At 60.8% G+C, this 21,271-nt stretch carries 23 protein-coding genes; 20 read left to right on the top strand and 3 right to left on the bottom strand.

The window, feature by feature from the left end; translation table 11 throughout:
- Window positions 1-132 precede the first annotated feature (132 nt).
- Entirely contained in the window at window positions 133-909 is a 777-nt protein-coding gene (locus AB5767_RS03920; RefSeq protein ID WP_368131867.1) for a biotin--[acetyl-CoA-carboxylase] ligase, read from the bottom strand.
- Window positions 910-1,085: 176 nt separating this feature from the next.
- Here AB5767_RS03920 and AB5767_RS03915 point away from each other — a divergent pair, with 176 nt between their 5' ends.
- From AB5767_RS03915 to AB5767_RS03850, 14 genes are all read left to right on the top strand, one after another.
- Complete coding sequence (locus tag AB5767_RS03915) at window positions 1,086-2,045, top strand: 3-oxoacyl-ACP synthase III family protein (RefSeq protein ID WP_161160724.1); 960 nt, start codon at window positions 1,086-1,088, stop codon at window positions 2,043-2,045.
- A gap of 51 nt (window positions 2,046-2,096) precedes the next feature.
- Window positions 2,097-2,333: an acyl carrier protein gene (locus tag AB5767_RS03910; RefSeq protein WP_006235019.1), complete on the top strand. Its 237-nt coding sequence runs from the start codon at window positions 2,097-2,099 to the stop codon at window positions 2,331-2,333.
- 2 nt (window positions 2,334-2,335) lie between these two features.
- Complete coding sequence (gene fabK, locus AB5767_RS03905) at window positions 2,336-3,280, top strand: enoyl-[acyl-carrier-protein] reductase FabK (RefSeq protein ID WP_343001094.1); 945 nt, start codon at window positions 2,336-2,338, stop codon at window positions 3,278-3,280.
- Window positions 3,268-4,194 (top strand): ACP S-malonyltransferase, encoded by a 927-nt coding sequence (locus AB5767_RS03900; RefSeq protein WP_368131868.1) that lies wholly within the window; start codon window positions 3,268-3,270, stop codon window positions 4,192-4,194. Before fabK ends, AB5767_RS03900 begins: the two co-directional genes overlap by 13 nt.
- Window positions 4,195-4,224: 30 nt before the next feature.
- Window positions 4,225-4,998, top strand: coding sequence for a 3-oxoacyl-[acyl-carrier-protein] reductase (gene fabG / locus AB5767_RS03895; protein WP_195520901.1), 774 nt, complete (start codon window positions 4,225-4,227; stop codon window positions 4,996-4,998).
- A 39-nt stretch (window positions 4,999-5,037) separates the two neighbouring features.
- A complete protein-coding gene (gene fabF / locus AB5767_RS03890) occupies window positions 5,038-6,285 on the top strand; it encodes a beta-ketoacyl-ACP synthase II (RefSeq protein WP_196025294.1) in 1,248 nt (415 codons plus the stop codon).
- Between the two features lie 3 nt (window positions 6,286-6,288).
- Complete coding sequence (gene accB, locus AB5767_RS03885) at window positions 6,289-6,762, top strand: acetyl-CoA carboxylase biotin carboxyl carrier protein (protein WP_022094191.1); 474 nt, start codon at window positions 6,289-6,291, stop codon at window positions 6,760-6,762.
- 9 nt (window positions 6,763-6,771) lie between these two features.
- Window positions 6,772-7,194, top strand: a complete 423-nt coding sequence (gene fabZ, locus AB5767_RS03880; RefSeq protein WP_368131869.1) for a 3-hydroxyacyl-ACP dehydratase FabZ — start codon at window positions 6,772-6,774, stop codon at window positions 7,192-7,194.
- Window positions 7,195-7,204: 10 nt separating this feature from the next.
- Window positions 7,205-8,548 (top strand): acetyl-CoA carboxylase biotin carboxylase subunit, encoded by a 1,344-nt coding sequence (locus AB5767_RS03875; RefSeq protein ID WP_152067433.1) that lies wholly within the window; start codon window positions 7,205-7,207, stop codon window positions 8,546-8,548.
- Window positions 8,535-10,259 carry an acetyl-CoA carboxylase, carboxyltransferase subunit beta gene (gene accD, locus AB5767_RS03870; protein WP_368131870.1) on the top strand — a complete coding sequence of 575 codons (1,725 nt, stop codon included), beginning with the start codon at window positions 8,535-8,537 and terminating at the stop codon, window positions 10,257-10,259. Before AB5767_RS03875 ends, accD begins: the two co-directional genes overlap by 14 nt.
- A 40-nt stretch (window positions 10,260-10,299) precedes the next feature.
- On the top strand, window positions 10,300-11,514 hold the full coding sequence (locus AB5767_RS03865) for a PTS sugar transporter subunit IIC (RefSeq protein ID WP_368131871.1): 1,215 nt from the start codon (window positions 10,300-10,302) through the stop codon (window positions 11,512-11,514).
- Window positions 11,515-11,663: 149 nt separating this feature from the next.
- On the top strand, window positions 11,664-12,818 hold the full coding sequence (locus tag AB5767_RS03860; protein WP_368131872.1) for a cation diffusion facilitator family transporter: 1,155 nt from the start codon (window positions 11,664-11,666) through the stop codon (window positions 12,816-12,818).
- 39 nt (window positions 12,819-12,857) lie between these two features.
- Window positions 12,858-13,478 (top strand): histidine phosphatase family protein, encoded by a 621-nt coding sequence (locus AB5767_RS03855; RefSeq protein ID WP_368131873.1) that lies wholly within the window; start codon window positions 12,858-12,860, stop codon window positions 13,476-13,478.
- 31 nt (window positions 13,479-13,509) lie between these two features.
- Window positions 13,510-13,737, top strand: coding sequence for a hypothetical protein (locus AB5767_RS03850; RefSeq protein WP_233506705.1), 228 nt, complete (start codon window positions 13,510-13,512; stop codon window positions 13,735-13,737).
- A 99-nt stretch (window positions 13,738-13,836) separates the two neighbouring features.
- On the opposite strand, the gene AB5767_RS03845 is transcribed toward AB5767_RS03850, so the two are convergent.
- Window positions 13,837-14,598 (bottom strand): DeoR/GlpR family DNA-binding transcription regulator, encoded by a 762-nt coding sequence (locus tag AB5767_RS03845; RefSeq protein ID WP_117862215.1) that lies wholly within the window; start codon window positions 14,596-14,598, stop codon window positions 13,837-13,839.
- Window positions 14,599-14,613: 15 nt separating this feature from the next.
- Entirely contained in the window at window positions 14,614-15,378 is a 765-nt protein-coding gene (locus AB5767_RS03840; protein WP_233543592.1) for a DeoR/GlpR family DNA-binding transcription regulator, read from the bottom strand.
- A gap of 247 nt (window positions 15,379-15,625) precedes the next feature.
- Between AB5767_RS03840 and AB5767_RS03835 the strand changes: the two genes are divergently transcribed.
- The 6 genes from AB5767_RS03835 to AB5767_RS03810 all read left to right on the top strand — a co-directional run bounded on the left by AB5767_RS03835 (window position 15,626) and on the right by AB5767_RS03810 (window position 21,265).
- On the top strand, window positions 15,626-16,081 hold the full coding sequence (locus tag AB5767_RS03835; protein ID WP_233543591.1) for a PTS sugar transporter subunit IIA: 456 nt from the start codon (window positions 15,626-15,628) through the stop codon (window positions 16,079-16,081).
- Between the two features lie 117 nt (window positions 16,082-16,198).
- Window positions 16,199-16,675 carry a PTS sugar transporter subunit IIB gene (locus AB5767_RS03830; RefSeq protein WP_117647588.1) on the top strand — a complete coding sequence of 159 codons (477 nt, stop codon included), beginning with the start codon at window positions 16,199-16,201 and terminating at the stop codon, window positions 16,673-16,675.
- Window positions 16,676-16,755: 80 nt separating this feature from the next.
- Window positions 16,756-17,565, top strand: coding sequence for a PTS mannose/fructose/sorbose/N-acetylgalactosamine transporter subunit IIC (locus AB5767_RS03825; RefSeq protein WP_117647586.1), 810 nt, complete (start codon window positions 16,756-16,758; stop codon window positions 17,563-17,565).
- Window positions 17,565-18,395, top strand: a complete 831-nt coding sequence (locus AB5767_RS03820) for a PTS system mannose/fructose/sorbose family transporter subunit IID (RefSeq protein WP_117862213.1) — start codon at window positions 17,565-17,567, stop codon at window positions 18,393-18,395. The genes AB5767_RS03825 and AB5767_RS03820 overlap by 1 nt, the downstream gene beginning before the upstream one ends.
- Before the next feature lie 169 nt (window positions 18,396-18,564).
- Window positions 18,565-20,061, top strand: coding sequence for a sulfatase (locus AB5767_RS03815; RefSeq protein ID WP_117647582.1), 1,497 nt, complete (start codon window positions 18,565-18,567; stop codon window positions 20,059-20,061).
- Window positions 20,062-20,164: 103 nt separating this feature from the next.
- Entirely contained in the window at window positions 20,165-21,265 is a 1,101-nt protein-coding gene (locus AB5767_RS03810; protein ID WP_117647580.1) for a radical SAM/SPASM domain-containing protein, read from the top strand.
- Window positions 21,266-21,271 lie beyond the last annotated feature (6 nt).

Below are 21,271 nucleotides of genomic sequence, written 5' to 3'. Positions count from 1 at the left end.
GCGCCTTTAGACGCGAGCCCGGGGCCCGTGGGTTATACCCTAAGAGCAAACCACCCTTTTTAAGGGTGGTTCTGATTAGCATGATGGGATTGGACCGCCGGATAAGGCTGCCGAGCGGCTGGCTGTGGCGCCCTATTCGCTCGCGGGTCGCAGCGATGCCTCCTCAAAATGGAAGGATCGCAAACCGCCTTCCGTTTCGATACACGCGCGACCAAAGCCATCGACGGTTTTAAAGATGCCGCGTGCCAGCTCGTCGCCGGCAGGGGAACGGGCGATAACGTGCTCCCCAATCCAATTGAGGTGAGTGACATATTCGCCGTGGACGGGCGCGAGCGGTCCGCCGTCTTCTTCCATGGCGTTAAGACGCTCTGCCCACGCATCTACAGCGTCTATAACTGCGTGATAGACCTCATCGAGGAGCATGTTGACGGTGGGAACGCTCTCGTTAAGGTCCGAGAGGCCAATTGCCGCCAGACCGCCATCGGGTACCTCTTGGGGCGTGTAGTTTACGTTGACGCCAATGCCGCAGACGGCGAAGGGCTTGCCTTCGTTATCGCGTGCGGCCTCGACCAGAATGCCGCCGAGCTTGCGTCCTCGCGCGACAAGGTCGTTGGGCCATTTAAGGCGAATCTCGTTTGCAAGACCCTGCTTTTCGAGTGCTTCAAGCACCGCAAGGCCGCTGACGGCGGCAAGACCAGAGAACTTTGCAGGATTAACGCATGGGCGCAGGACAATCGAAAGCAATAAGTTGCCGGCGGTTGAATCCCACTTGTGGCCGCGCCGGCCGCGTCCTGCCGTTTGCGCGCGGGCGGCAAGTCCTGTGCCGTGCGGCGCACCCTGTTTTCCTGCCTCGAGCAGGTCATCGTTGGTCGATCCGGTTACGTCGACAATCGTTAATTGGGCATCCATAGCGGCTGCTACCTCCTTATTGAATAAGTGAATGACGCAATGGTGTCGAGAGATAGACACAATGTGAAGCCTTTGTCGCATTTGGACAATTTAATGTTAACACGTCAACAAAGACTGAAATGCGTTATCCTCTCTTGGTCGATGTAAACACGTCAACAACTCAAAGGAGGTTAGTGATGGGTTTCACGATTCTTGGAACAGGTTCGGCACTTCCTGAGCGCAGTGTTTCCAATGACGAGCTGTCTGAGTTCCTCGATACCTCGGATGAGTGGATTTTTACTCGCACCGGTATCAAGAGCCGCCACGTCTGCACCACCGAGTCACTTGACGACCTTGCCGTAGCGGCGAGCGAGCGGGCACTCCAGGTGTCCGGAATCGACGCGAGCCAGCTGGATCTGATCGTCTGCTCGACGACGACGGGTGACCACCTTGTTCCCGCTGAGGCGTGTGCCGTTGCTGAGCGACTAGGCGCGACGTGCCCTGCCTTCGATGTCTCGGCGGCTTGTGCCGGCTTCGTATTTGCGCTCGATGTCGCCGAGGGCTATATCGCCCGCAGCCGTGCCGAGCGCGTGCTTGTTGTTGCTGCCGAGCAGATGACGCGCGCGCTCGACTGGACCGACCGTGCCACCTGCGTGCTTTTTGGCGATGGGGCAGGCGCCGCAGTGATTGAAGCTGGGGGAGACAACCCCCTTGCCGTTGAGCTTTCGACGGCGCCCGACGTCGAGACGTTGCGCGTTCCCGGTCTGGTCGGTACCTCGCCGTTTAAGGCTTCCGCAGATAGCGTGAGCGTGCTGTCCATGAATGGCCGCCGCGTGTTCAAGTTCGGCGTCAACGCCATCTGCGACACGGTCCATAAGCTTGCGATCGATGCGGGCATTTTGGTCGAAGACATCGATCATTTTGTATTCCATCAGGCTAACGAACGAATCCTGAGCCAGGCGGTCAAGCGCCTGGGCGTGCCGGACGAGCGCGTGGTTCGCACGTTGCGCGAGACCGGCAACATTTCGAGCGCATGCATTCCGCTTGCCCTCGACCGGCTGGCAAACGCCGGCGCACTTCACACAGGCGACACCATCGCCTTGGTTGGATTTGGCGCCGGTCTGGATATAGGTGGCTATCTGCTTCGTTGGAAGTAGTCGCACATAGGAAATAAAAACGCCCTAGGGCACAACCAAAGGAGAACTACCATGGCAGATCAGAAGACCTTCGAGCGCGTTTGCGACGTTATCCGCGAGACCGCCGGTCTTGACGATGTCGAGATGAAGCCCGAGTCCACGCTCGAGGAGATTGGTCTCGACAGCCTGGGCACCGTCGAGATCCTCGTTGCCGTCGAGGACGAGTTTGGCATCCAGCTCGATACCGAGGAGAACCCCAAGACGGTCGGCGAGTTCGCCGATACGGTCGAGGCGGCATTGGAGAAGTAGAGATGCTCAAGACTCCTCTCTGCGATCTGCTCGGCATCGAAAAGCCCGTGTTCCAGGGCGGTATGGCCTGGATTGCCGATGCCTCGCTGGCGTCCGCAGTGTCCGAGGCGGGTGGCTTAGGCATCATCGCGGCCATGAACGCCGACGCCAACTGGCTTCGCGACCAGATTCATGAGCTGCGCGCCAAGACGGATAAGCCCTTTGGCGTCAACGTCATGCTCATGAGCCCGTTTGCCGACGAGGTTGCACAGGTCGTGATTGACGAGCGAGTGCCGGTCGTCGTGACGGGCGCCGGCAATCCCGCCAAGTACATGAAGGCGTGGAACGAGGCGAGCATCAAGGTCATCCCGGTCGTTGCCTCGGTGGCGCTGGCGCGCCTCGTGGCACGTCGTGGAGCCACGGCGGTTGTTGCCGAGGGTACCGAATCGGGCGGCCATATTGGCGAGACCTCGACGATGGCACTGGTGCCGCAGGTCGTCGATGCGGTCGACATTCCCGTTGTGGCCGCCGGCGGTATTGCCGACGGCCGCGGCGTGGCGGCTGCCTTTATGCTGGGCGCAGCCGGCGTCCAGGTGGGTACGCGCTTTCTCGTTGCGAATGAGTGCACCGTCTCGGAGCAGTACAAAGAGATGGTCCTGAAGGCCAACGACACTTCGACGCGTGCGACCGGTCGCTCGACGGGGCATCCAGTGCGCGCCCTCAAGAGCCCCTTCACCAACGCCTATGCCAAGAGCGAGGGTTCCGGTGCGAGTGCCGAGGAGCTCGGTGCTATGGGAACCGGTGCGCTGCGTAAGGCCGCCAAGGACGGCAACTACGAAGAGGGTTCGTTTTTGTGTGGACAGATTGCCGGCATGGTCAACGAGCGCAAGAGCGCACGCGAAATCGTTGACGACCTGGTCGATGGCGCCGAGCACGTCCTGAAGGGTGCGTGCGCATGGGTGGCGTAGCGTTTTTGTTTGCCGGCCAGGGTGCCCAGCACCCCGCGATGGGCGTCGACTTGATTGAGACATCGCCGGCGGCCGCCGAGGTGTTCGTCATTGCCGATGAGGTGCGCCCGGGGACGAGCGAGCAGTGCCGGAGCGCCTCCAAGGAGGAGCTCTCGCAGACCGAGAACACGCAGCCTTGCGTGTTCGTGCACGACTTGGCTGTCGCCGTCGCCCTGCGCGAGCGCGGCGTGGTGCCTGCCGCCTGTGCGGGATTCTCGCTGGGCGAGGTCGCTGCGCTCAGCTTTGCGGGGGCATTCGATACGCAAGCGGGTTTTGAGCTCGTGTGTGAGCGCGCGGCATTGATGGCCACGGCGGCCGAGCGTCACCCTGGCGGCATGCGCGCCGTCATCAAACTTGATGCTGCGCAAGTCGAGAACCTGGCTGCGCAGGCCGGCGAGGACTGCTGGCCGGTCAACTACAACAGTCCCCAGCAGACGGTTGTGGCCGGAGCGCCCGATGCGCTGCAGACCCTCGACGTCCTAGTAAAAGAGGCTGGCGGCCGCGCCATGAAGGTCGCGGTGTCGGGTGCATTTCATAGCCCCTATATGGCCGAGGCGACCTGTGGCCTTGCCGCATATATTGAGGCCGGTCACGCGCCGTCCCCGTTGCTCATTCCTGTTTTGGCAAATATGACAGCGGCGCCCTATCCGGCGGACCCCCAGACGGCATCGGATGTCTTGGCCAATCAGGTGAGCAATGCCGTGCGCTGGGTCGATACGCTGCATGCTCTGCAGGATCAAGGCATCGACACATTTATTGAGGTCGGCCCCGGCAAAACGCTGTCCGGCCTGATCAAGCGTACGTTGAGCGACGTTCGTGTGTATTCGTGCGAGACGGCCGAGCAGGTCGCAGCTATTGCCGACGAGCTCGCATAGTCCACAGGGCTGTAACCCGAAAGGAATGACATGGGCAACTTGAACAATGGCGCGCTCGAGCGCAACGACTCACGTCGCGTGGCACTGGTCACGGGCGGCTCGCGGGGTATCGGCCGCGCCTGCGCTATCGGTCTGGCGGAGGATGGCTACGATATCGCCGTCGTCTATGCCGGCAGCGTCGATGCGGCGCGCGAGACGTGCGACGCCTGCGAGGCGGCTGGCGCCACGGCGCGCTCATATCAATGTGACGTGGCCGACCCCGCTGCCGTCAACGCGTGCGTGGAAGCGGTCCTCAACGACTTTGGCTCCATTTGGGCGCTCGTCAACAACGCTGGCATCACCCGCGATGGCCTGCTCATGCGCATGGGCGATGACGCCTTCGATCGCGTGCTCGATGTCAATCTTAAAGGAACGTTTAACACGACGCGTGCGCTCACCAAGACCTTTATGCGCCAGCGCGGCGGCTGCGTCGTCAACATGAGCTCGGTTGTGGGCCTGATGGGCAATGCCGGGCAGGCCAACTACGCTGCCTCCAAGGCGGGCGTGATCGGCCTGACCAAGGCGGTGGCGCGCGAGCTTGCGCCCCGCGGTGTACGAGTGAACGCGGTCGCACCCGGGTTTGTCGAGACAGATATGACGGCAAAGCTCTCGGAGAAGGTGTGTACGGTAACCGAGGAGCAGATTCCCCTTAAGCGTATGGCGCAGCCCGAAGAGGTGGCCGGTGTGGTGCGATTTTTAGTGAGCGATGCGGCTGCCTACATTACGGGCGAAGTCATACGCGTCGACGGCGGAATGGCGATGTAGAAACCAGGGCCGAAGAACGGCTTGGATGAGGAGACCATGATGGAACAGAGAGTTGCAATCACCGGCATAGGTGCCGTATCGCCGCTCGGCAACACCGCGCTTGCCACCTGGGCGGCAATGTGCGCTGGCACGTGCGGCATCGGCCCGATTACGCACTTCGATACCGATGCGTTTGCCGTCAAGGTAGCGGCAGAGGTCAAGGGCTTTGACGGCAACGAGTACTTTGGCAAGCGTGATGCAAAGCATCTGGACCCCTGCGTTCAGTTTGCGATGGCGGCTTCGGACGAGGCCATGCGCGATGCGGGCTTTGATGTCGAAGGCGCCATCGATCGAGAGCGCCTGGGCGTCTACGTGGGCTCGGGCGTGGGCGGCATGACGACGCTCGTCGACAACGTCCATACGATTGCCGAACGTGGGCCCCGCCGCGCATCGCCCTATATGATCGCGATGATGATCCCCAACATGGCATCGGGCAATATCGCAATCCGCCACAAGGCAAAGGGCCCGACCCTGCCCGTGGTGACCGCGTGCGCAACCTCGGCCCATGCGGTGGGCGAGGCGTTCCGCGCCATCAAGCACGGCTATGCCGACGCGATCCTCGCGGGCGGCGCCGAGGCTGCAATTATCCCCGATGCCGTTGCGGGCTTTACGTCCTGCCGTGCATTGACCACCAACCCCGATCCCGCGACGGCCTGCCGTCCGTTCGATGCAGACCGCGACGGCTTTGTGATGGGCGAGGGCGCCTGCGTGCTCGTGCTCGAGAGCATGGAACATGCGCAGGCGCGCGGTGCGCACATTTATGCCGAGGTCGTGGGCTACGGCAACACCGATGATGCCTATCACATCACGAGTCCTGATCCCGAGGCTGCCGGCATTGCCCGCGCGATATCGCTGGCGGTGACCGAGGGCGACGTCAGGCCTTCCGAGGGTCTCTACATCAATGCTCACGGCACATCGACCAAGCTCAACGATTCGTCCGAGACGGCGGGCATTAAGCGTGCGCTCGGCGAGGACGCGGCGCGCGCCGCGCACGTCTCGTCGACTAAGTCGATGACCGGCCACATGATCGGTGCCACGGGCGCCATCGAGGTCATGGCCTGCGCCATGGCGCTCGAGCAGGGCGTGGTGCCGCCGACCATTAACTACCGCACGCCCGATCCCGCCTGCGATCTTGACTACACGCCCAATCGCGCAGTTCGCGCCGACCTTACCTGGGCGCTTTCGACCAACCTAGGCTTTGGCGGGCACAACGCCGCCATCGCGCTGCGTAGATATACGAGGAGCTAGAGCATGGATTCCAAAAGACTTGCCGAGATAGCCGATGTTATGGAGGACCGCGGCCTCACGCGCGTGCGCGTTGAGGAGCCCGATGGCACCGCGGTCGAACTCGAGCGCGCGAGCGCCGCACAGCCGGTTGCCGTGCCCATGCCCATGCCGAGCGCTATGGCCGCTCCAGTTGCAGCTCCCACAGTCGCGCCTGCCGCACCGGAGCCCGCCGCGCAGACACCTGCCGCCGCACCGGAGCCCAAGGGCACCGAGGTGACCGCTCCCATGGTCGGCGTTTTCTATGCTGCCCCGGCGCCGGGCGACGAGCCGTTTGTGCACGTGGGCTCTAAGGTCAAGGCCGGCGAGACCCTCTGCATTATCGAGGCCATGAAGGTTCTCAACGAGGTGACGGCCGAGGCAGACGGCGAGGTGCTCGAGATCTGCGTGGCCGACGGCGACCTCGTGGAGTTTGGCAGCTGCCTCATGAGGATCGGATAGGTGATATCCATGAACAAAGAAGAGCTCAAGAAGCTGTTACCGCATCGCGAGCCGATGCTTTTGCTCGACGAAGCCGAGCTGGTGGGCGACGAGGCCCACGGCAAGATCACGATTACGGGCGACGAATACTTTTTGCAGGGGCATTTTCCGGGAAACCCGGTGGTCCCCGGCGTGATCCAGTGCGAGATGCTCGCCCAAAACTGCTGCGTGTTGCTGATGGGCGATGAGGAGGCGCGCGGCGCGACGCCGTTCTACGCGAGTCTGGACAAGGTGCGCTTTAAGCGTCCGGTGCGCCCGGGCGATACGGTGGATCTGGTGTGCTCCATCACGCGTGCGCGCGGGCCGTTCCGCTTTGCGACGGGTACTGCAAGCGTCAACGGTGAGGTCTGTTGCCGCGCCGACATGTCTTTTGCGCTCATGCACGAAAGTTAAGGAAGGCTTCATGTTCGACAAAGTGCTCATCGCCAACCGCGGCGAAGTCGCGGTCCGTGTTATCCGCGCGTGCCGCGATATGGGCATCAAGACCGTCGCCGTTTATTCCACGGCCGATGCGGACGCGCTGCACGTGCAGCTTGCCGACGAGGCGTATTGCATCGGCGGTCCGCGTCTTGCCGAGAGCTACCTCAACGACGATGCTGTGCTCACCTGTGCCGTAAAGTCGGGAGCTAAGGCAATTCATCCCGGCTATGGCTTCTTTTCCGAGAAGGCGAGCTTTGTACGCGACTGCGACAAGTATGGCCTGGCTTTTGTCGGTCCTTCGGCCGAGGTGATCGACAGCATGGGCGACAAGGACGCCGCACGCCGAACGGCTGCCGCGGCGGGCGTGCCCATCGTGCCGGGCTGCGATTTGCTCAAAAGTCCCGAGGAGGCGACGGCCGAGGCCGAGCGCATTGGCTGTCCCGTGCTCATTAAGGCGCGCGCGGGCGGTGGCGGTCGCGGCATTCGCAAGGTCGAGCGCGTGGAAGATGCGGCAAAGGCGTTCATCGAGGCGCGTGCCGAGGGCGAGGCCGTTTTTGGCGACGGCGAGTGCTACATGGAGAAGTTCGTCGCGCCGGCGCACCACGTTGAGGTGCAGATTATGGCCGATAAGCAGGGCCATGTATTTTCGCTCGGCGAGCGCGAGTGCTCGGTGCAGCGTCGCAACCAAAAGCTGATCGAAGAGAGTCCCGCGCCGTGCCTCGACGGACACAACGACATTCGTGCTCGCATGCACAAGGCAGCGCGTGACCTGGCTCGTGCCGTCGGCTACGAAGGAGCCGGTACCATCGAGTTTCTGTATTCGGACGACGGCAATTTCTACTTTATGGAAATGAACACGCGCTTGCAGGTGGAGCATCCGGTTACAGAGTTTGTGACCGATACCGACTTGGTCAAGTGGCAGCTGCGCGTGGCAGCCGGCCAGCCTCTGCCCTTTGAGCAGGAGGACATGCCGGTCCGCAACCACGCCATGGAGTGCCGCATCAATGCCGAAACGCCGGACTTTCTGCCGTCATGCGGAACGGTCACCGCGTTGCGTGTGCCGGGTGGTCCGCGCGTGCGCTGGGATTCCGCCATGTTTACCGGTGCGAAAGTTCCGCCGTACTACGACTCCATGCTCGGCAAGCTCATCGTGTGTGCGCCCACGCGTGACGGTGCCATTCGCAAGATGCGCTCGGCCCTGGGCGAGCTCGTGATTGAGGGCGTGAGCGAAAACAGCGAGCTTCAGCTCGACGTGCTGGCAAACGACGAGTTCTTGTCGGGCATGTACCACACCGATCTGATGGGGCATCTCTATGCTGATGAATAGAAAAGCAAAGACGGTCAACGTCCTCGAGGGGCCGATGACCGAGTCGTGCGCCGAGTTTCCCGCGCGCCACGTGTTTATCAAGTGCCCGGAGTGTCGCCGCGTGATCGATGAAGCACGCCTGCACGACAACCTCGAGGTCTGCCCCCGTTGCGGCAAACACTTTCGCGTGAGCGGTCGCGCGCGCATGCGCATGACGGTCGACGAGGGCACGTTTGAGGAATGGGATGCCAATCTGGCGTCGGAGGACTTCCTCTCGTTTCCCGGCTATGCCGATAAGCTCAAGAGCGTGAGCGAGCGTTCGGGCGAGCGCGATGCCGTTGTGTGCGGCAGGGGCAAAATCTGCGGTTGCGATACGGCGCTCTTCTTTATGGACGCTAACTTTATGATGGGCTCGATGGGCTCCGTGGTGGGCGAGAAGATCTGTCGCGCATTTGAGCGTGCGACCGAGCTGGGATTGCCAGTTGTCGGCTTTACCGTTTCGGGCGGTGCGCGCATGCAAGAGGGCGTGACCTCGCTTATGCAGATGGCCAAGATTTCTGCGGCGGTTAGGCGCCACAGCGAGGCGGGCGGCCTGTATATCACGGTGCTCACCGACCCCACGACCGGAGGTGTAACCGCGAGCTTTGCCATGGAGGGTGACATTATCCTGGCCGAGCCCGATGCCCTGACGGCATTTGCCGGCCCGCGCGTGATCGAGCAGAACATGCACAAGCGACTGCCCAAGGGATTCCAGCGCTCCGAGTTTTTGATGGAGCACGGCTTTTGCGATGCCGTTGTTCCGCGTGGCGAGATTGCGCTCACGGTAGGCGAGCTGCTGGCGCTGCACGAAGGGCACGCGCCCGGCCTGGGGGCACCGCATGAAATCGTGCATACGGGTCGCCGCGGCAAAAAGCTGGGACACTTGTTTAAGCGCTCGGCGCCACCAAAAACCGCGCTCGAGATTGTCAAGCAGACCCGCTCGGCAGATCGTGCCACGGCGGGCGAGATGATCTCGCTGGGCTTGGACGGATTTGTGGAGCTGCATGGCGACCGTTACTTTGGTGATGACGCCGCCGTGGTGGGTGGCATTGGCTGGAAAGACGGACGTCCTGTGACGGTTATCGCCATCGAGCGCGGCACCACGACCAAAGAGCGCATGCGTCGCAACTTTGGTATGGCACATCCCGAGGGCTACCGCAAGGCGCGTCGCCTTATGCGCCAGGCCGAAAAGTTTGGTCGACCGGTTCTGTGCCTGGTCGATACTTCGGGCGCGTTTTGCGGCATCGGTGCCGAGGAGCGCGGCCAGGGCGAGGCGATTGCCCGGAATCTCATGGAGATGAGCGGCCTTAAGACGCCGATTGTCTCGGTGGTGACAGGCGAGGGCGGCTCTGGTGGCGCGTTGGCGCTGTCCGTGGCCGACCGCATCCTGATGCTCTCGAGCTCGGCCTATTCGGTCGTGAGCCCCGAGGCCTGTGCGTCGATTCTGTGGAAGGATACCGAGCGCGCGAATGAGGCCGCCGAGGCGCTTAAGCTCACGGCCCCCGATTTGTTGGCGCTCGGCATCATCGACGGCATTGTTGACGATAGGGGCCTGTCGCATGAGGAGATCGCCGGTGCCGTCATGTCCTCGGCATTTGATGCCTTCGATACGCTTGGGCGGCTCGACGACGCGACCCTCACAAACCTCCGCTACGAAAAGTACCGCGCAATCGGTCAGTATCGCACGATGTGACAAAGGGACAGCCCGCATGTCATATTGGGAAAGGCGTTCCATGCTACAAGTTTCTAACACCTCGTTTACAACGACGGTCTCATCAAACGCCATGGCCGTGGTGGACTATCTGTCCAAAAGCATGATGTCGGCGCTGCCGTTTATTGTCTGCGCGGCGTTGTTCCGCACCGTCGCCGTCATTATGGGTGAAGGCATGCTGGGCCTGTGGTCTGCCGATTCCGAAATCTATCGCCTGTTCTACAGTTGGCTCTATAACGCCGGCTACTACTTTTTGCCCGTTTATCTTGGTTGGGCGGCTGCCCGCCAGCTCGGTTGCTCGGAGCAGCTGGGCATGATGCTGGGCGGCGTATTGATTGCGCCCGATCTGCTTAAGCTCGTCGATGCCGCATCGACGACGGGGGCATCGATGACTTCCGTGTATGGCCTGCTTCCCGCGCCGGTCAACGATTACACGACGACTGTTATTCCGGTTCTCATTTCGGTGCCCGTGCTTTGGCAAGTGGAGTGTTTCTTTCGGCGCGTTATCCCTAAGGCCGTGGCTTTTTCGTTCGTTCCGTTTGCGACCATGCTTGTCATGGTTCCGGTTTCGCTGTGTATTACGGCGCCGGCGGGTAGCTATTTGGGCATGCTGTTGGGCCAGCTTATGTTTATGCTTGGCAATTCCGGTGGCATCGTGTCGCTGCTCACGCTCATGGGGCTTGCCGCGGGCTGGGAGTTCCTTAAGATCGCGGGCGTCAGTAACGTCGTCCTATCGCTCGCCTATGCGCAGTTTATGAGTGTGGGAACGGATTCGTGCATCCTGATCGCCGCGACGATGGCAACGTTCGCCGTTTGGGGCATGCCTTTTGGCGCGTCGCTCCGCGTTGCGGATAAGGACGAGAAGGCTCTCATGCTGGGCTATTCGATCTCGGGTGTTCTTGGCGGCGTAAGCGAGCCGGCGCTGTACGGTTGCGGCTTTAAATATGGCAGGTGCCTGACGTGCATGGCCATTGGCGGCGCCGTCGGAGGTCTTGTTGCGGCCGTGGGCCACGTTACGGCCTATACCATCGGCATGACGAATGTCCTCATGGTCATTGGTTTTGCCACGGGCGGCATCCCGAACCTGCTGTGGTGCTGCGCTGCCGGCGGCACGGCATTTGCGGTGTCTGCGGCGCTGAGCTACTGCTTTGGCGTGGTGCCGGCGAAGGGGCGGGCGACGGGGGACGGAGCCGATTTGCCCGAAACCTCGAAGAGCGTGGCCGAGGCAAGCGCATAAATCGATCGACAAAGGGGCAGTCCCGTATGTCACATTCCAAGGCCGTGGCCCGTGCGGGCTGCGGCCTTTTGTATCTTGAGGACAAAGTGGCTACACTACAATCCGTTTGAGCAATAGATATATAGGTAGTACCGTGGGGGCGGATGTAGATGGTCGAGTGGATTGTTAAGCGTGCGCAGGGCGACCGTGCGCGCGTGGGCACGTTGACGGGCGTGGTGTGTATTCTCGCCAATGTGGCACTATGCGCTGCGAAGGGCGTAATTGGCGTGCTGTCGGGATCGGTTTCGATCGTGGCGGACGCCATGAACAACCTGTCCGATGCCAGCTCGAATATCGTGAGCGTGCTGGGCTTTAAGCTGGCGAGCAAGCCGGCCGACCCCGAGCATCCTTACGGACACGGTCGCTACGAGTATCTCTCGGGTCTGGTCGTGGCGGCGCTCGTGCTGTTGATTGGCGTTGAGCTGGTGAAGTCCTCGGTTGAGCGCGTCATCCACCCCGAACCTGTCGAGTTCTCGCTTGCCCTGGTGGCGGTTCTCGTGCTTTCGATGGTCGTAAAGCTCTGGATGGCGGCCCTCAACCAAAAGCTCGGCGACCGCATTGAGTCCGAGACGCTGCACGCGACCGCGCAAGATTCCAAGAACGATGTTCTTGCCACAGGCGCCGTGTTAGCGTGCGCAATTGTTTCGCAGGTGACGCACATCAATCTTGACGCATGGGTCGGCCTTGCCGTTGGCGCCTATATTGGCTGGAGCGGTTTTGAACTCATCCAGGATACGGTGAGCCCGCTTTTGGGCCAGACGCCCGATCCTAAGCTGGTCAAGCACATTCGAGACAAGATCATGAGCTATCCCGGCGTTTTGGGCGTTCACGATCTGATGGTTCACGATTACGGCCCGGGCAGGAAGTTCGCAAGCGCTCATGCCGAGATGGCGGCCGAAGCCGATCCGCTGGAGAGTCATGACACGCTCGACAACATTGAGCAGGCGTTTAGGAAAGATGACGGCATGATCGTCACGCTTCATTACGACCCCATCGTGACCGACGATCCAAAGGTGGCAGATATGCGCCTCCGCATCAACGCGATGGCCAAACAGATCGACGGCCGTATTTCGATCCACGACCTGCGCTGCGTGCCGGGCCCTACGCACACTAACGTGATTTTTGACTGCGTGCGTCCTTCGGATTTAACGATGGGCGCCGATGACCTTAGGCGCACGCTGGCGCAGCAGGTGGAGTCCGAATATCCCAAGTCGATAGCCAAGATTACGGTCGATGAAGACTACGTCGGCGCGGCACGCGAGTAGGGCTGTATCGCTAGGGCCATTCGCGCAAAAGGGGAGACCATGAAGAAACTGTATCTGCCCCGTCACGGTCAGACGGAGTTCAATGTCAAAAAGCTCGTCCAGGGCCGCTGCGATTCACCGCTAACGGACTTGGGCCGTCAGCAGGCCGCAAAGGCCGCCGCATGGCTTAAAGCCCGCGACGTCACCCCCGACAAGGTAGTCTCGTCTCCTTTAAGCCGAGCCATGGCCACGGCTCGGCTCGTCGCAGGCGAGCTCCTCGGCCCGGACGCCGCCGTCGAGCCCTGCGAAGGCATCATCGAACGCTGCTATGGCTCCTTTGAAGGGGGCCCGCACGACGCACTGCCTACCGACGTCTGGGATCCGGGCGAGGACTTAATCCCCTTCGGAGGGGAGGGAAGTCAGGCGCTGCAAGAGCGTATGGTAAGCACGCTCGCTAATCTCATGAGCGCCGATGATGTTGAAACCGTCCTGGCAGTAAGCCATGGCAGCGCCAGCCGCCAATTCATCAAAGCCGCCGCCCCAGAGGGCTTCGAACTCCCAGCAAAGCTCCCCAACTGCGCCATCATGATCTTTGATTTTGAGGATTCGCAAGAAGAATGCGACACGTCCCAATGTAAGTTCACCTTGCAGCAGATCATCGATCCTCAACAAAGTCTTTAGCCTGAGCGAGCAGAGTTAAGCAGGCATCAACGTGTCGTCTCCCGAGCTTTGGCTTGACACGCTGAACATCTACAAGGATAACCTTGAGGCCGTCGAGGCGTTCCTGGCCGACGCCCGCGCCATGGGCGACGGTCGCCTCAATGTGGTGCTCACCGGTGCCGGCACCTCCGATTACGTGGGTGAGGTTGTCGTCCTCAACCCCGACCTATCCCTCGTCGAGACCTATCTCGGTGGCGAGAGCGTCTACACTGAGAAGTAGCTGCTGACCTATTTGCGATTTGATGCGAATAATGAGACCCCGATTCGGCTTTATCGAATCGGGGTCTTTGCTGTGGTGTCCAGCTAAATCAAAACAGGCCTATTCTGCGACGATGATGCGAGTTGATTCGAGAACCATGGAACGCTGTTTGTCGTTGACATTTGCATCGGTGATGAGTGCGTCCATTTGATCGAGATTGAAGAAGCCGAAGAAGTCCATCTGTCCGATCTTGCTTGAATCGCAGACAAGGTAACGCTTGGCGGCGCGATCGCAAGCGAGCGCCTGTAAGCGTCCTTCCTCAAGGTTAGAACAGGAGATGGATTGGGCGAGTACGCCGTTGGTGCCGATAAAGCAAGTGTCGATACCGAGCGGGGCGAGAGCATCTTCGGCGATGGGCCCGACGAAAGAACCCGATCGTTTGCGATACTGTCCTCCCAGGGCCCAGATCTCCACATCGTTACGCGTCTGGAGCATGTTCAGCACGATGATGCTGTTTGTGATGACGCGCAGCCGCATGCGCGGCAGCGCACGGGCGATGAGAGCGCAAGTCGAACCGGGTCCGAGGAAGATGGTGTCGCGCTCTCTGATGAGGTTGACAGCGGTGCGTGCGATATGCTCTTTTTCAGGGGAGCGGATTGAGAGCTTTTCAAAAAACGGGACCTCTTCGGCAATGGGGGAGCCGCTTGAAAGTCGGATGCCACCGTACTCGCGGATGACGCCAGCGCGTCGCGAGAGCTCATCGAAGTCTCTTCGAGCGGTCATTTCAGATATACCAAAGATTGTTGCGGCTTGGGCAACAGTGACCATTCCGCGCTGAGCGCACAGCTCAAGTAATTGTTCGTGACGTTCGGGTTTAAGCATGGCTTGCCAATTGGATTATGCGGTAATGACGGAGGTATAGGCGCGGAGGGCCTCGATGGTCCGGGGGTCTGCGTCCTCGTTAATGAATGCCGCGGTCATATCCTCCAGTGTGGTGAAAAGGCAGAAGTCGCGCCTTCCGACTTTTTCGGCATCTACAACAAGATAACGCTCCTGAGCTCGAGAAAGAGCGTCTGAGAGGACCATGGCTGCATCGGGACGAGAGCCAAAGACCTCGTTTCCAAAAATACCGGTTGCCGAGACGTAGGCCTTGGGAGCGGATAGACCGTAGGGGCCGCGGCCGTTGTATGGCATGGTGAAAACTCGCGTGTCGTGACGCATCATGCCACCAACAAAGAATAGATCTATATGTGGATTGTCGGCTAGCAGGTTCAGCACGGGAAGACTGTTGGTGACGACGCGTATGTCCTCCTGGGGCAAATACGAACACATGAGCTCGAGAGTGGAGCCTCCACCGAGAAAGATCGTATCGCCGGCTGAGACGGTTTGGGCGGCGGCTATAGCAGCGGCACGTTTCTGATCAACTTGAAAACGACGTTTCTCCTCATGCGGGGTCAAACGTGAAAGGGCTGTTCCGTGGGCGGAGTGTGGAAGCTGAGCCCCTCCGTGTACGCGCACAAGAAGGCCCTTGTCGGCAAGCTCGGCCAGGTCACGCCTGATGGTCATATCCGAAACAGATAGGGTATTAGATATCTCGTTTACCGATACCGAATGATGTTGATCGAGCAAGTCGAGAATGGCCTGCTGGCGTTCGGATTTCATGAGTGCCGACTCCCTCATCGAGCGTTTGTTCTTATTTCAATGTAAACGAACAACATAAATAAACGCAAACCGTTCACGAAGGCACATTACCTTTCACCGGTCAAAACATAACGCTCACGGAAAAAACCATCAAATAGGAGGTAAATAGAGCTCATTCCAAAAATCATCTCTTGACCAATAAACAAATATAGACGAACATAAACGAACAGAACGAACAGAACGAACAGAACGAAGAGAATTAATAAGTATGAAAGGACAGAAGATGCGTATCGGTGTCATCCTTGCAAGTCACGGAGAGTTCGCTCAGGCCGCCCTCGGCGCCGTCGAGATGATTGCGGGCAAGCAGCCTGATGTCATCGCTCTTGGTCTCACCGCCGAGAAGAGCCTGGAGTCTTTCGAGTCCGAGATGCGCGAGGCTTACGAGACCCTCAGCGCCGAGTGCGAACTCGTCGTCACCCTATGCGACATCTACGGCGGCACCCCATTCAACGTGACTACCCGCTGCCTGCTCAACGGCATGAACATGGTTGCCTACACTGGCCTGTCCATGCCCGTTGCGGTCGAGCTCCTGCTCACCCGCGATGGCCTCGATTCCGCCGACGCGGTCCGTGCCCAGCTCACTGCCGCTCACGCCGGGGCCCAGCAGGAGATCAAGGCTCCCGCTCCGGCCGTGGAGGCAGACGAGGACGATTTGGACCTCTAGGCTCGTTAGCCCGTCGATTCGAGTGGCGCTCACCCGTATCCCCCGAGTGGGCGCCTCGATCGAGCAGAGCATTCGTAAACGGTACTGAAGGAACGTACAAACGAAAAGGAGAACATCATGGCACTCAAACTCGTCGACATCGATGACCGCCTGATCCACGGTCAGGTCGCCACCACTTGGATTCCCGACTTCGGCATCGAATCGGCAATCATTGTCTCGGATAAGGTCGCCAACGACCCCGTCCAGAAGTCCGTCGCCGGCCTCGCCGCCCCCGACATCAAGGTCTCCGTCTTCGGTGTCGAGAAGTTCATTGAGGTCCTCAAGAAGACCGAGCTCAAGAAGGCCACGATGGTGCTCTTCACCAACCCCATCGACGCCCTCAAGCTGCACGAGAACGGCTTGCCGTTCGACTACCTGAACGTCTCCGGCATGCGCTTCAACGAGCAGCGTCATCGCCTGCACAAGAACATGTCCGTCACCGCCGAGGAAAAGGCCGCCTTCGAGGAGCTCATTGGCCTCGGCGTCGACTGCTGGATGCAGACCACCACGCGCGATTCCAAGGAGCCCGTGTCCGAGCTCCTCAAGAACTACTAAGTAAGTAACCATCTCCGGGCATGTGAACCCGGGGCGTGCCCATCGGAGGGAACGATGGGCGAATAGGGAAGGAGAGGCTTATGCTTCAGGCACTTCTGCTCGCCATCTGGGCGGGTCTGTGCACTTGGGACCAGTTCGGTCCCCACCTGGGCTTCCGCAAGCCCCTGCTGGCATCCGTCGGCGTCGGCATCATCCTCGGTGACATGACGACCGCCATCATGATCGGCGCGACCATGGAGCTCATGTGGCTCGGCGTCAACAACATCGGCGCTTATGTTCCGCCGGATGTCATCTCCGGCACCATCGTCGGTGCCGCCCTGGGCATCATGGGTTCCACCGACACCGCCAGCGCCATCGCCCTGGCAGTCGCCATCGGCATCCCCACCGCCACCTTGGTTCAGCAGCTGAACATCTTGGTCATGACCACTAACGTCTCGCTTGTCCACGGTGCCGACAAGGCCATCGAGTCCGGTAAGTTCAACGCCGTCAACAAGTTCTTCTGGACCGGCGCCCTGTGCTTCTTCCTGACCCGCGCCGTTCCCGTCTTCATCGCCACGGGCATCGGCTCCTTCGTGATCGAGGACATCATGGCCTTCCTGCAGAACCAGGTTCCGTGGGTCCTCACCGGCTTCTCCACCGCCGGTGGCATGATGCCCGCCGTCGGTCTGGCCATGCTCCTCACCATGATGATGAAGAAGAACATGTGGATCTTCCTGCTGCTCGGCTTTATCATGGCCGCCTTCCTCAACGTCCCGACCGTGGGCATCGCGCTCGCCGCTTGCGCCGCCGCCGGCGTGTGGGACGTCATTACCGAGGGCCAGAAGAATCAACCCGCCCCTGCCGCCGCCTCTGCCGCCGGCTCCGATGATGACGAGGAGTACGATCTCTAATGGGTAAGATCTCCAACTCCACCCTGAACAAGGTCCTGCTGCGCACCCAGGGTTGCCAATTCGCGCACAACTACGAGCGCATGCAGTCGCTGTCCCTGACCTACTGCTTTGCCCCTGTCCTCGAGGAGCTCTACAAGGACGCCCCCAAGGAGGAGCGCGTTAACGCCATGAAGCGCCACCTCGAGTACTTCAACACCCACCCGCTCGCGATCCCCTTCATCCTTGGCATCACCGCCGCCCTGGAGGAGACCACGGATGAGGATCAGAAGGACACCGTCGTCGGCATCAAGACCTCCCTCATGGGTCCCTTCGCCGGCCTTGGTGACTCCCTGCTGAACCTCACCTGGTTCCCGATCGCCGGCTCCATCGGCGCATCTATGTGCGTCGACAACGGCTCCATTGTGGGTCCGCTCGTGATGTTCTTGCTCATCAACCTGCTGTACTGGCCGCTGAAGTACTTCGGCCTGCACAAGGGTTACGAGATGGGCATGGAGCTCGTCGAGAAGGCGGGCGTCCAGGTCTTCGACCGTCTGGGCAACCTCGCCAACGTGCTGGGCGTCATGGTCACCGGCGGCCTGATCGCCACGACCGTTAAGCTCAAGCTTGCCGTGCAGTTCGCCTTCGGTGAGGGTGACCCGCTGGTGCTCCAGGACCAGCTCGATAAGGTGTTGCCCTTCCTGCTGCCTGTCGTTCTGACTTTCATCTGCTATCGCCTGCTCAAGAAGGGCCAGGGCAAGAACTCCGCCCAGATCATTATCGGTCTGATTGTGTTCTCCCTTGTGTTCGCCGCTATCGGTTTCTACTTCCCGGCGTTCAAGATCTTCGCCTAATCGCGAGCTTATCAAAAGGCAAATCGTTTGATGCCCGCGCCCCGCATGCCGGGCGCGGGCATCGTTGTCTCATGTGCTCTCCATCGTGCGCGATCGGGGTGCGCTCCATTATGCCCATGTGCCTTTGGCGTATCGCCATCTGGCAAATCCAACTATCGAAAGGATGCCAATGAGAACCGTCCTCGTGCTCATGGATACTCTGCGTCGCGACGTCCTGTCGTGCTACAACCCCGCAACCGACGTCCAGACCCCCAATCTCGATGCCTTTGCCGAGCGTTCCTGCGTGTTCGACAACCACTGGATCGGCTCGGCTCCCTGCATGCCTGCCCGCCGCGACATCCTCACCGGTCGCTACAACTTCCTCGAGCGCCCCTGGGGCCCCATCGAGCCCTTCGATGTGACGCTGCCGGCCTGCCTGCGCGCGAACGGCAACTTCTGCCACATCACCACCGACCACTGCCACTACCTACGCACCGGTGGCGAGGGCTACCTCCAGGAGTTCAACACCTGGGATTACTACCGCGGCCAGGAGGGCGACCCGTGGGTCAGCCGCATCGATGAGCCGAATAACATGCCCGAGACCTTCTACGGGCGCGTGCGCGAGCAGTACCAGAAGAACCGTCAGCTCTGGCCCAACGAAGAGGACATGCCGAGCCCCAAGACCTTCCAGTCCGCCTGCGACTGGATCGACGGCAATGCTGGGGCCGACGACTTCTTCCTTATGGTTGAGGCCTTCGACCCGCACGAGCCCTTCGATGTGCCCGACAAGTACATGGAGATGTACGGCGGCACTGGCGAGCTCGACCGCGACTACTTCGAGATTCCTGAGTACAAGCGCGTCTCCGCCACCGACGTCAACAAGGGCGCGGAGGACTACCTGCAGCGCCGCTACAAGGCCCTCGTCACCATGACCGACCGCTGGTTTGGTAGGCTCATCGACAAGCTCGAGGAGCGCGGGATGCTGGACGATACCATGGTCATGGTCACCACCGACCACGGCTATTTCCTGGGCGAGCGCGACTACATGGGCAAAAACTACATGCACCTGTATAACGAGCTCGCGCATCTGCCGTTCATTGTGCACTTCCCGGGTAACGCCCGCGCCGGCGAGCATGCCCGCCAGCTCACTCAGGCAATCGACATCATGCCCACGGTGCTTGAGGCCCACGGCTGCGAGATTCCCGCAGATGTGTGCGGCACCTCCCTCGTGCCGCTCATGACGGATGCTGACGCGCCCACGCGTGGCTACGCCCTGTACGGCGTGCACGCCATGACCGTCAACGTCACCGACGGCCGCTACACCTACTTCCGCGCGCCGGTCGCCGGCAACCAGCCGTGCTTCGAGTACACCGCACTGCCGCACACCATCCGCAAAAAGATGGGTTCGGACTGCCCGGAGGAGATTGAGTGTGGCCGCTACTTCAAACGCACCAAGTACCCGCTGTTCAAGATCCCCTGTAAGAAGCCGGCCCAGATCGAGGGAGCCACGCCGCTCGCCGAGGTCGAGCAGACGATGCTGTTCGACCTTGAGAGTGACTACGGCCAGGTTAATAATCTCGCCGGCAAGGACGACCACGCCGAACAGCGCATGATTGACCTGCTGCTGCGCGGCCTGGAGGAGCATGAGTCCCCGGCCGAGCAAAAGGAGCGCCTGGGCTTGGCCTAAGATTCATGCGGTGATTGTGCGGGCCGGATGCGCCGCCTCGGGTAAGGAGGTGGTTTCCGGCCCGATGAGTGAGGGCTAGCCTGTGCGAAGGGGGGTATGTGCCATGTGCGCGAAGCATATTGGCTTTTTGATAAAACCGGCATCGAGTGCTTGCAACATGCGGTGCAGGTACTGCTTTTACTGCGATGTCGCTGCTCATCGCGAGGAGCGGAGCGCCCGCGTCATGGGCGAAGACGTGGCAAGTGCCATCATCGACCGTGCACTCGCCGTGGCGAGTGATGCGCACATTTCTTTCGCCTTCCAGGGCGGCGAGCCCACCCTGGCCGGCCTTGACTTCTTCCATTCGTTCGTCGCGCGGGTGGAGGAGCGCCGTGAGAACCAGCGGGTGAGCTGGGCGTTGCAGACCAACGGCTACCTGATCGAAGAGGAATGGGCCGAGTTCTTCCGCGAGCACGGGTTCCTCATCGGAGTCTCGGTTGACGCTTATCGCGACCTGCACGATTCGATGCGTCCCGATGCGCACGGTGCCGCTACGTACGCGCGCGTCATGAGCGGCGTTCGCCTGCTGCGCGAGCGCGGCGTGGACGTCAACATACTCTCGGTCCTCACCTCGCAGATGGCGGCGCATCCACAGCGCGTCTTCTCCTTCATCAAGCAGGAGAAGATCACCCATATCCAGTTCATCCCGTGCCTGCCGGGCCTCGACGATGAGCGGGACACGTTTTCGCTCGACCCGCGTGCCTTCTCCTCGTTCTACCGCCGCTTGTTCGACTTGTGGTGGCGCGAGCTCGGTGCTGGGCGCTATGTGAGCATCTGGCTGTTCGAGAACGTCATGCAGATGGCGCTCGGGCAGTTTCCGTCGCAGTGCGGTATGCTCGGCCGCTGCGCTCCGCAGTTCGTGGTGGAAAGCGACGGTTCGGTGTATCCGTGCGACTTCTATGCGCTGGATGAGTACCGCGTGGGCGATATTCGCGTCGATTCCCTTGAGGCAATGGCGACCTGTGAGACCATGCGCATGTTTTTGAACGAGCCGCGTCGCGATTGCGCGCGGTGCGCCGATTGCCCCTTTGAGGGCATTTGCCATCGCAACTGCAAGCGCCTGAACATCGCCTATTACGATGCGGGCTACTGCGGGCTGCGTGAGTTTTTGGAGTACGCCTATCCCGGCCTGCAGCGCGTGGCTCGCATGTTCACGCGGCGCTGATCCTGC

This window comes from Collinsella aerofaciens (genome assembly GCF_040926265.1).
GTDB classification, from domain to species: Bacteria; Actinomycetota; Coriobacteriia; order Coriobacteriales; family Coriobacteriaceae; genus Collinsella; species Collinsella aerofaciens_BB.
The sequence above is the reverse complement of the archived record's forward strand: the minus strand, read 5'-3'. Positions and strand labels throughout refer to the sequence as shown.

Bases quoted from the DNA above. Each gene is read 5' to 3' on its own strand.
- AB5767_RS03920 (WP_368131867.1), bottom strand. From the start codon at position 909: ATGGATGCCCAATTAACGATTGTCGACGTAACCGGATCGACCAACGAT.
- AB5767_RS03915 (WP_161160724.1), top strand. From the start codon at position 1,086: ATGGGTTTCACGATTCTTGGAACAGGTTCGGCACTTCCTGAGCGCAGT.
- AB5767_RS03910 (WP_006235019.1), top strand. From the start codon at position 2,097: ATGGCAGATCAGAAGACCTTCGAGCGCGTTTGCGACGTTATCCGCGAG.
- fabK (WP_343001094.1), top strand. From the start codon at position 2,336: ATGCTCAAGACTCCTCTCTGCGATCTGCTCGGCATCGAAAAGCCCGTG.
- AB5767_RS03900 (WP_368131868.1), top strand. From the start codon at position 3,268: ATGGGTGGCGTAGCGTTTTTGTTTGCCGGCCAGGGTGCCCAGCACCCC.
- fabG (WP_195520901.1), top strand. From the start codon at position 4,225: ATGGGCAACTTGAACAATGGCGCGCTCGAGCGCAACGACTCACGTCGC.
- fabF (WP_196025294.1), top strand. From the start codon at position 5,038: ATGGAACAGAGAGTTGCAATCACCGGCATAGGTGCCGTATCGCCGCTC.
- accB (WP_022094191.1), top strand. From the start codon at position 6,289: ATGGATTCCAAAAGACTTGCCGAGATAGCCGATGTTATGGAGGACCGC.
- fabZ (WP_368131869.1), top strand. From the start codon at position 6,772: ATGAACAAAGAAGAGCTCAAGAAGCTGTTACCGCATCGCGAGCCGATG.
- AB5767_RS03875 (WP_152067433.1), top strand. From the start codon at position 7,205: ATGTTCGACAAAGTGCTCATCGCCAACCGCGGCGAAGTCGCGGTCCGT.
- accD (WP_368131870.1), top strand. From the start codon at position 8,535: ATGCTGATGAATAGAAAAGCAAAGACGGTCAACGTCCTCGAGGGGCCG.
- AB5767_RS03865 (WP_368131871.1), top strand. From the start codon at position 10,300: ATGCTACAAGTTTCTAACACCTCGTTTACAACGACGGTCTCATCAAAC.
- AB5767_RS03860 (WP_368131872.1), top strand. From the start codon at position 11,664: ATGGTCGAGTGGATTGTTAAGCGTGCGCAGGGCGACCGTGCGCGCGTG.
- AB5767_RS03855 (WP_368131873.1), top strand. From the start codon at position 12,858: ATGAAGAAACTGTATCTGCCCCGTCACGGTCAGACGGAGTTCAATGTC.
- AB5767_RS03845 (WP_117862215.1), bottom strand. From the start codon at position 14,598: ATGCTTAAACCCGAACGTCACGAACAATTACTTGAGCTGTGCGCTCAG.
- AB5767_RS03840 (WP_233543592.1), bottom strand. From the start codon at position 15,378: ATGAAATCCGAACGCCAGCAGGCCATTCTCGACTTGCTCGATCAACAT.
- AB5767_RS03835 (WP_233543591.1), top strand. From the start codon at position 15,626: ATGAAAGGACAGAAGATGCGTATCGGTGTCATCCTTGCAAGTCACGGA.
- AB5767_RS03830 (WP_117647588.1), top strand. From the start codon at position 16,199: ATGGCACTCAAACTCGTCGACATCGATGACCGCCTGATCCACGGTCAG.
- AB5767_RS03825 (WP_117647586.1), top strand. From the start codon at position 16,756: ATGCTTCAGGCACTTCTGCTCGCCATCTGGGCGGGTCTGTGCACTTGG.
- AB5767_RS03820 (WP_117862213.1), top strand. From the start codon at position 17,565: ATGGGTAAGATCTCCAACTCCACCCTGAACAAGGTCCTGCTGCGCACC.
- AB5767_RS03815 (WP_117647582.1), top strand. From the start codon at position 18,565: ATGAGAACCGTCCTCGTGCTCATGGATACTCTGCGTCGCGACGTCCTG.
- AB5767_RS03810 (WP_117647580.1), top strand. From the start codon at position 20,165: ATGTGCGCGAAGCATATTGGCTTTTTGATAAAACCGGCATCGAGTGCT.